The organism is Chryseobacterium sp. SIMBA_028, from assembly GCF_046535285.1.
Taxonomy (GTDB): Bacteria; Bacteroidota; Bacteroidia; order Flavobacteriales; family Weeksellaceae; genus Chryseobacterium.
The window spans coordinates 1-234 of the sequence record NZ_JAWRWZ010000846.1; the positions used below are offsets into that span (position 1 = coordinate 1).

Consider the following 234-nt stretch of genomic DNA (forward strand, 5'->3'; position numbering starts at 1 on the left):
GGTAACGTTAGACCCTACCAAAGTATATAAATTAACAGGATCTGTCATTATTAAAGATGGCGGAAAACTTGTAATTCCTGCCGGAACAAGAATTGTTGCCATCAGCGGAGCTTCTTGTTATGTTACCGTTGAACAAGGCGGTCAGCTCTTTGCAAACGGAACAGCGGGATCTCCGGTTTTATTCACTTCAAGTGCTGCCACTCCGGGAAGCTGGGGCGGAATCGTTATTTGCGG

1 pseudogene is annotated in these 234 nt (G+C 46.2%); it reads left to right on the forward strand.

Features of this window, described 5'->3' with window-relative positions:
* Positions 1 to 234 (forward strand): annotated as a pseudogene (locus SCA31_RS25580) (hypothetical protein); the annotation flags it as partial.